A 7,465-nucleotide genomic window follows, 5' to 3' on the forward strand; every position below is an offset into this window, starting at 1 on the left:
ACAGCGGCAGTGGGGAAGAATGGCCGGGTGACTTCCCCCCGCGACCTCGTACTACTCGGGTCCACTGGCTCGATCGGCACCCAGGCGATCGACATCGTCCGGCGTAACCCGGACCGGTTCCGAGTGGTCGCCGTGGGCGCCGGCGGCGGCAACGTCGAGCTGCTCGCCGCGCAGGCCCTCGAACTGGGCGTCGAGGCGGTCGGGGTGGCCAAGGCGTCCGCCGCGCAGGACCTGCAACTCGCGTTCTACGCCGAGGCGAGCCGGCGCGGGTGGGCCACCGGTGACTTCAAGCTTCCCAAGATCGTGGCCGGCCCGGACGCGATGACCGAGCTGGCCCAGTGGCCGTGCGACATCGTGCTCAACGGGGTGGTCGGCTCGCTGGGCCTCGCTCCTACGCTGGCCGCGCTGCGCGGTGGTCGTACTCTCGCGTTGGCCAACAAGGAGTCGCTCGTGGCCGGCGGCCCGCTGGTCAAGGCCGCGGTGACGCGGCCGGGGCAGATCGTCCCGGTCGACTCGGAGCACTCGGCGCTGGCGCAGTGCCTGCGCTCCGGGACGCGCGGTGAGGTACGCCGGCTGATCGTCACGGCCAGCGGCGGCCCGTTCCGGGGTCGGCGGCGCGACGAGTTGACGCAGGTCACACCCGAGCAGGCGCTCGCCCACCCGACCTGGACCATGGGGCCGGTCGTCACGATCAACTCCGCCACCATGGTCAACAAGGCGCTGGAGGTGATCGAGGCGCACGAGCTGTTCGACGTGCCCTACGCCGACATCACCGTGATGGTGCACCCGCAGTCGGTGATCCACTCGATGGTCGAGTTCGTCGACGGATCGACGATCGCCCAGGCCAGCCCACCGGACATGCGGCTGCCGATCGCGCTCGGCATGGGCTGGCCGGACCGGGTGCCCGAGGCCGCCACCGCCGTCGACTGGACGGCCGCGCACACCTGGGAGTTCGCGCCGCTCGACGACGAGGCGTTCCCAGCCGTCGCCCTGGCCAAGGCCGCCGGGGAGACCGGGCGCTGCCGGCCGGCGATCTACAACGCGGCGAACGAGGAGTGCGTGGCCGCGTTCGTGGCGGGCCGGCTGCCGTTCCTCGGCATCGTCGACACCCTCGGGCGAGTGTTGGACGAGGCTCCGGACTTCGACGAACCAGGTACCGTCGAGGACGTGCTCGCGGCCGAGTCGTGGGCACGCGCGCACGCGCAGGAGATCATCGCGGGTTCGGTGGAAGGAGCTTGATGTCGTACCTGCTCGGGGTGGTCCTCTTCGCCCTGGCCATTCTCATCTCGGTGAGTCTGCACGAGGCGGGGCACCTGCTGACCGCCAAGATGTTCGGGATGAAGGTCACCAAGTACTTCGTCGGCTTCGGCCCCACCATCTGGTCGTTCAAGCGGGGTGAGACCGAGTACGGCGTCAAGGGCATCCCCCTCGGCGGCTTCTGCAAGATCGTCGGGATGACGCCGCAGGACGACGACGTCGAGCCGGGCGACGAGTCGCGGGTGATGTGGCGCTACCCGGTCTGGAAGCGGACGATCGTGATGGCCGCCGGGTCGATCACGCACTTCGCGCTCGCCCTGGTCACGATCTGGATCCTCGCCGTCTCCGCCGGCCTGCCCAACCCCGACTTCCCGACCACCGACGCGCAGGCCCGCCAGGAGCCCGCCGTCATCCAGCTCAGTGATTGCGTGGTTCCGGAGAACGCGGTGCGGGCGTGCACCCCCGCCGACGCGGCCAGCCCGGCCGCCCAGGCGCAACTGCGCAACGGGGACCGGATCACCTCGGTCAACGGCACCCCGATCAACTCCTACGGCGACCTGCTCACCACGCTGCGCGGGCTCAAGCCGGGCGACACCGCGCAGATCGCGTACGTCCGCGACGGGCAGCCGGGCACCACCAGCACGGTCCTCGCGCAGACCCAGCGTCCGCCGCTGAACGACCCCAACGGCGCCGCCGGGCCGGTGGCCGCGCTCGGCGTCGGGCTCGTCCCCAGCACGCCCACCCGCGTGACGTACGGCCCGGTCGGCGCTCTCGGCGCCACCGCCGACTTCACAGGTCAACTGGCCGTCGGCACCGCCCAGGCGCTCCAGCGTCTCCCGCAGAAGGTCCCCGCCCTGTGGACCGCCCTCACCGGCGGCGAGCGGGACGTCGACACCCCGATCAGCGTGGTCGGCGCCAGCCGACTCGGCGGGGAGGCCGTGGAGAACAACGCCTGGCTGGTCTTCTTCATGCTCTTCGTGTCGCTGAACTTCTTCATCGGCGTGTTCAACCTGCTGCCGCTGCTCCCGGTGGACGGCGGCCACATCGCCATCGCCTGGTTCGAACGGGCCCGCTCCTGGGTCTACGCGCGGATCGGCCGGGCCGACCCCGGCCGGGTGGACTACCTCAAACTGATGCCCTTCACGTACGCGGTGATCCTGATCGGTGGCGCGTTCACGCTGCTGACCATCGCCGCGGACGTCGTCAACCCGATCACGCTCTTCTCAAGGTGAGTGCCTGAAGTGACCGCTATCAGTCTCGGTATGCCCGCCGTGCCGCCTCCGCCGCTCGCTCCCCGTCGGGCCAGCCGCCAGATCATGGTCGGTTCGGTCCCGGTCGGTGGTGGTGCGCCGGTGTCCGTGCAGTCGATGACCACGACCCTCACCTCCGACATCAACGCGACCCTTCAGCAGATCGCCGAGCTGACCGCGTCCGGCTGCCAGATCGTCCGGGTGGCGGTGCCGTCCCAGGACGACGTCGAGGCGCTGCCCGCGATCGCCAAGAAGTCGCAGATCCCGGTGATCGCCGACATCCACTTCCAGCCCAAGTACGTCTTCGCGGCGATCGACGCCGGCTGCGCGGCGGTCCGGGTCAACCCGGGCAACATCCGGCAGTTCGACGACAAGGTCAAGGAGATCGCTCGGGCCGCGGGGGCGGCGGGGGTGCCGATCCGGATCGGCGTCAACGCCGGTTCGTTGGACAAGCGCCTCCTGGCCAAGTACGGCAAGGCCACCGCCGAAGCGCTTGTCGAGTCGGCTCTGTGGGAGTGCTCGCTGTTCGAGGAGCACGGCTTCCGCGACATCAAGATCTCGGTCAAGCACAACGACCCGGTCGTGATGATCCGGGCGTACCGGCAGCTCGCCGAGCAGTGCGACTACCCGCTGCACCTCGGCGTCACCGAGGCCGGGCCGGCGTTCCAGGGCACCATCAAGTCGGCGGTCGCCTTCGGCGCGCTGCTGGCCGAGGGGATCGGCGACACGATCCGGGTGTCGCTGTCCGCACCTCCGGTCGAGGAGATCAAGGTCGGCAACCAGATCCTCGAGTCCCTCGGCCTGCGCGAGCGGGGCCTGGAGATCGTCTCGTGCCCGTCCTGCGGGCGGGCCCAGGTGGACGTCTACAAGCTCGCCGAGGAGGTCACCGCCGGCCTGGAAGGGCTGCCGGTGCCGCTGCGCGTCGCCGTCATGGGCTGCGTGGTGAACGGTCCGGGCGAGGCCCGGGAGGCCGACCTCGGCGTCGCCTCCGGCAACGGCAAGGGCCAGATCTTCGTCAAGGGACAGGTCGTCAAGACGGTGCCCGAGGCGCAGATCGTCGAGACGCTTATCGAGGAGGCGCTGCGGATCGCCGACGAGATGGGCGCCGAGCTCCCCGAGGAGCTGCGCGGGCTGGTCACCGGCCCGACCGTCACCGTGCACTGATCTTCCAGGTAAAACAGCGGCCGTTCCCCGTGCGGGGAACGGCCGCTGTGTGTTTGTGCGGATCTTGCATCTTCGCGCTGTGCCGCTCGTGGTGCCGTGGTGCGGCCTGGCGCTGTGGTGCTCGTGCGGTGGTGCAGCCTGGCGCTGGGGTGCTCGTGCGCTGGTGTGGCCTGGCGCTGTGGTGCTCGTTCGTTGGTGCGGCTGGCGCTGCGGTGCTCGTGCGCTGGTCCGGCCTGGCGCTGTGGTGCAGGCCGGCGTCACTCGGATTCGGCGAGGATCGCGTACAGCTTGCGCCGGGTCTCGTCGAGCACCTGGGCGGCCCGCTCGCGCTGGTCGTCGGTGCCGTTCATCATCACCTGACGCAGCGCGTTCATCGCCTGCGCGCCAGAGTCGCGGATGTCGTGCCAACTGCTCACCGAGCCCTGGGCGACGTCCGCCCACGGCGGGGTCTGCGCGGCCTCGGTGGCCTCCGCCTGACCGGCCTCGGTGACGGTGAACCGCTTCCGCCCACCACCGGACTCCTCGGTGCTGGCGACGATCACGCCCTCGTCCTCCAATAGCTGGAGGGTGGGGTAGATCGAGCCCGGGCTCGGCCGCCACGCACCGCCGGTGCGGGAGTCGATCTCCTGGATCATCTCGTAGCCGTGCATCGGCCGCTCGGTCAGCAGGGCCAACACGGAGGCTCGGACGTTGGGGCGTCGGCCCCGACCCCGTCCACGGCCCCGGCCGCCCCAGGGGCCGCCGTGTCCGTGCTCGTGGCCATGACCGTGCGGACCGGGCGGGACCGGCGGGAAGCCGAAGCCCCGCATCCGGGCCTCGTGCATCGGGTGGTGCTGTCGGTGGAACCTCATCGGGTTCTTCCTCTCGTAGGACTATCGCTGATGCATCAACGATATATCGGCAATGCATCGCTGACAACCCCGATTTACCAAACCGTACGTACGTCTTGTTAGGGTGCCGGTCATGCGCCTGCTACCCCCACCGGGCCCGGCCCGGGTCCTCACTGTCGGCACCCTGGTCAAGACCGTCGGGCGGGGCCTCTGGCTCGTCGCCAGCGCGCTCTTCCTCACCCGGTCGGTCGGCCTGTCGGCGACCCAGGTGGGCATCGGCCTGACCATCTCGGCCCTGGTCGGCGTGCTGGCCAGCACCCCGAGCGGCTACCTGGCCGACCGCGTCGGCCCGCGCGGCGTGCAGGTCGGCGCGCTGTTCGCCGCCGGCACCCTGACCGTCGGCCTGATCGCCGTCCGGTCGTTCCCCACGTTCGTGCTGGTGGGGGCGGCCACCGCGCTCGCCGACGCGGTCGAGCGCGGCGCCCGCGGCGCGCTGATCGCCGGAGCGATCCCGGCCGACCAACGGGTCCGCACCCGCGCCTACCTGCGAGCCACCACCAACGTCGGGATCTCCGTCGGCGCCGTCCTCGGCGGCTTCGCCATCGCCGCCGACACCCGAACCGGGTACGTCGCGCTGATCCTGGCCGCCGCCGTGGCGTCACTGGCCGCGGCGGTGGTCCTCCTCCGGCTGCCCGCCGTCGCCCCCGTCGCCGCACCGGCGCAGGGCCCTCGGCTGGTCGCCCTACGGGACCGCCCGTTCCTCGCCTTCACCCTGGTCGACGGGCTGATGTCGATGCACTTCAGTCTGCTCACCATCGCCCTGCCGCTGTGGATCGCCGGCCACACCCGGGCCCCCATCTGGATGATCTCCGCGTTGACGTTGGTCAACACCGTGCTGGTGGTGCTCCTTCAGGTACGCGCCGCGCGTACCGCCGTCACCCTGCCCGGAGCCGCCCGCGCCGCCCGCCGAGCGGGCGTCGCCATCGCCCTGGCCTGCGTACTCTTCGCCGCCAGCGGCGCGCTGCCCACCGCCGGCGCGGTGGGCCTGCTCGGCCTCGGGGCGGTCGCGCACGTCACCGGGGAGCTGTGGCACTCCGCCGCCGGCTGGGGGATCTCCTTCGGGCTGGCGCCAGCGGACGCCCAGGGGCAGTACCAGGGGACATACGGCATGGGCTACGAACTGGGCAAGATGCTCGCGCCGGTGGTGGTGACCACCCTCGCGCTCGGCTGGGGCGTACCGGGCTGGCTCGTGCTCGGTGCCCTGTTTCTCCTGCTCGGAGCCCTGGTGTCCCCGGTCGTCCGCTGGGCCGGGCGGACCCGGCCGATCAGTGGGCCCGCAGAACCGGGACCGGCCTCGGCACTCGACCGGCGGAGCGGGGGGTCGATCTGGCAGGCTGATAGTCGTGCTGACGGTGCCGGTACGCCAACTGGGGGAATCGGAGCGCCGCGCGGTCGAGCGACTGCTCGACCATGACCCGTTCGCGGGCGCGCAGGTCGCCGAGCGGATCGCCGCGCGCGGACTCTCCTGGTGGCGGGCCGAGGGCAGAATCCTGGGGTACGGGGCCCGCCGCAACCTCGAATCACTCTGCTGGCTCGGCGGCAACCTCACCCCGGTGCTGGCCAGCGACGCCGCGGTGGCTGCCTTCGCCGACCTGCTCGCCGGCGAGGAACGGCTCTGCTCCTCCATCGTCGGCCGGGCCGACGCCGTCCTCGGGCTGTGGGACCGCCTCTCCGACACGTGGGGGCCAGCACGAGACGTCCGCCCCAACCAGCCACTGCTGGTCACCGACACGCTGCCACCCGTACCGGCCGACCCGGAGGTACGCCAGGTTCGCTCCGGCGAGGTCGACCGGCTCTTCCCGGCGGCGGTGGCCATGTACACCGAAGAGGTCGGCGTCTCCCCGCTGGCCGAGGACGGCGGACGCAGCTACCGTCGGCGAGTCAACGACCTGGTCCGGACCGGTCGCGCGTACGCCCGCGTCGTCGACGGCAAGGTCGTCTTCAAGGCCGAGCTGGCCGTGGTGACCAAGCGGACGGCGCAGATCCAGGGCGTCTGGGTGGCACCCGAGTGGCGAGGCCGCGGAATCGCCACCGCCGCCATGGCAGCCGTGGTCCGCGACGCCCTGCTGCGGGTCGCCCCCACCGTCAGCCTGTACGTCAACGATTTCAACCTCCCGGCCCGCCGCGTCTACGAGCGCTGCGGCTTCCAACCGATCGGCACCCTGGCCACGGTCCTCTTCTGACGGGTTGGCTGCGGGTGCGCCTGCGGTGGATCCCCCTGGTTCAGGCCGCTTGGCCGCTTGGCTGCTGGCGGGCGGCGGGTGGCTGGCGGCTGGCCCCTTGGCCCCTTGGCCCCTTGGCCGCTTGGCTGCTGGCGGCTGGCGGCTGGCCCCTTGGCGGCTTGGCTACTGGCCGCTTGGCCGCTGGCTGCTGGCGAGGGCGCCGTGGGCGCGTTGCGCTACGTGCTCGACGTGTCGGTTGGCGGGCAACGCCAGATCCGGCTGCGCTGCGGGGCTGGGCATGCCGAACTGTCCCGGCCCAGGCGGATGGCGTCGACCAACCGGCATCCGCTCGCAGATCTTGGACAGTTTCCGTTCTGCGCGAACTATTGAGTCCCATGACATCTGTCAGTGTTGAAGTCCCGATACATGTGTCAGTTGGTTGGGATCTTGGGTGTGCTGGTAGATGGTGCCTGGCATGGCTTCTCGGCGGCATGTCATGAACCTGCTCGATGCGCAGTTGGCTGCTGGGGTGCGGATCAACGCGGCCGATTTCGCGCGCGAGCATGGTGTGTCGGTTCGTACCGTGTACCGGCATCAGGCGCGGATCCGGGACGTGGGCGAATGGCATGAGCGGTCCCGGCGACCGCGCAGCAGTCCGCGGACGACGCCACCGGACCTGGACGCCTGGATCTGCAAACTGCGCGCCGAACTCGGCCTGGACAACGGGGCCGACTTCATCCGC

At 71.1% G+C, this 7,465-nt stretch carries 7 protein-coding genes and 1 pseudogene; 7 read left to right on the top strand and 1 reads right to left on the bottom strand.

Annotated features, from left to right (window positions below):
- The first annotated feature begins 27 nt into the window (after nucleotides 1-27).
- From dxr to ispG, 3 genes are read left to right on the top strand one after another with little or no spacing between them, the layout of a single operon-like run.
- Complete coding sequence (gene dxr, locus ACFYL6_RS06325; RefSeq protein ID WP_387168198.1) at nucleotides 28-1,239, top strand: 1-deoxy-D-xylulose-5-phosphate reductoisomerase; 1,212 nt, start codon at nucleotides 28-30, stop codon at nucleotides 1,237-1,239.
- Nucleotides 1,239-2,489 (top strand): M50 family metallopeptidase, encoded by a 1,251-nt coding sequence (locus tag ACFYL6_RS06330; protein ID WP_387168201.1) that lies wholly within the window; start codon nucleotides 1,239-1,241, stop codon nucleotides 2,487-2,489. The genes dxr and ACFYL6_RS06330 overlap by 1 nt, the downstream gene beginning before the upstream one ends.
- A 9-nt stretch (nucleotides 2,490-2,498) precedes the next feature.
- Nucleotides 2,499-3,671 (top strand): flavodoxin-dependent (E)-4-hydroxy-3-methylbut-2-enyl-diphosphate synthase, encoded by a 1,173-nt coding sequence (gene ispG / locus ACFYL6_RS06335; protein ID WP_387168204.1) that lies wholly within the window; start codon nucleotides 2,499-2,501, stop codon nucleotides 3,669-3,671.
- A 257-nt stretch (nucleotides 3,672-3,928) separates the two neighbouring features.
- Here the strand turns inward: ispG and ACFYL6_RS06340 are convergent, their stop codons facing one another.
- The gene (locus ACFYL6_RS06340; RefSeq protein ID WP_387168207.1) at nucleotides 3,929-4,522 is read right to left on the bottom strand and encodes a PadR family transcriptional regulator; all 594 of its coding nucleotides are present in this window, start codon (nucleotides 4,520-4,522) and stop codon (nucleotides 3,929-3,931) included.
- Nucleotides 4,523-4,634: 112 nt separating this feature from the next.
- Here ACFYL6_RS06340 and ACFYL6_RS06345 point away from each other — a divergent pair, with 112 nt between their 5' ends.
- The 4 genes and pseudogenes from ACFYL6_RS06345 to ACFYL6_RS06360 form a co-directional block, all read left to right on the top strand.
- Nucleotides 4,635-5,975, top strand: a complete 1,341-nt coding sequence (locus tag ACFYL6_RS06345) for an MFS transporter (RefSeq protein ID WP_387168209.1) — start codon at nucleotides 4,635-4,637, stop codon at nucleotides 5,973-5,975.
- On the top strand, nucleotides 5,905-6,744 hold the full coding sequence (locus ACFYL6_RS06350; protein ID WP_238662330.1) for a DUF4081 domain-containing GNAT family N-acetyltransferase: 840 nt from the start codon (nucleotides 5,905-5,907) through the stop codon (nucleotides 6,742-6,744). Before ACFYL6_RS06345 ends, ACFYL6_RS06350 begins: the two co-directional genes overlap by 71 nt.
- A 201-nt stretch (nucleotides 6,745-6,945) precedes the next feature.
- The gene (locus tag ACFYL6_RS06355) at nucleotides 6,946-7,113 is read left to right on the top strand and encodes a hypothetical protein (protein ID WP_387168212.1); all 168 of its coding nucleotides are present in this window, start codon (nucleotides 6,946-6,948) and stop codon (nucleotides 7,111-7,113) included.
- 106 nt (nucleotides 7,114-7,219) lie between these two features.
- Nucleotides 7,220-7,465: pseudogene (locus ACFYL6_RS06360) on the top strand (hypothetical protein); the annotation flags it as partial.

It is taken from the genome of Micromonospora sp. NPDC007208 (genome assembly GCF_042869175.1).
In the GTDB taxonomy this organism is placed as follows: Bacteria; Actinomycetota; Actinomycetes; order Mycobacteriales; family Micromonosporaceae; genus Micromonospora; species Micromonospora foliorum.

Bases quoted from the DNA above. Each gene is read 5' to 3' on its own strand.
- ACFYL6_RS06340 (WP_387168207.1), bottom strand. From the start codon at position 4,522: ATGAGGTTCCACCGACAGCACCACCCGATGCACGAGGCCCGGATGCGG.
- ACFYL6_RS06330 (WP_387168201.1), top strand. From the start codon at position 1,239: ATGTCGTACCTGCTCGGGGTGGTCCTCTTCGCCCTGGCCATTCTCATC.
- ACFYL6_RS06345 (WP_387168209.1), top strand. From the start codon at position 4,635: ATGCGCCTGCTACCCCCACCGGGCCCGGCCCGGGTCCTCACTGTCGGC.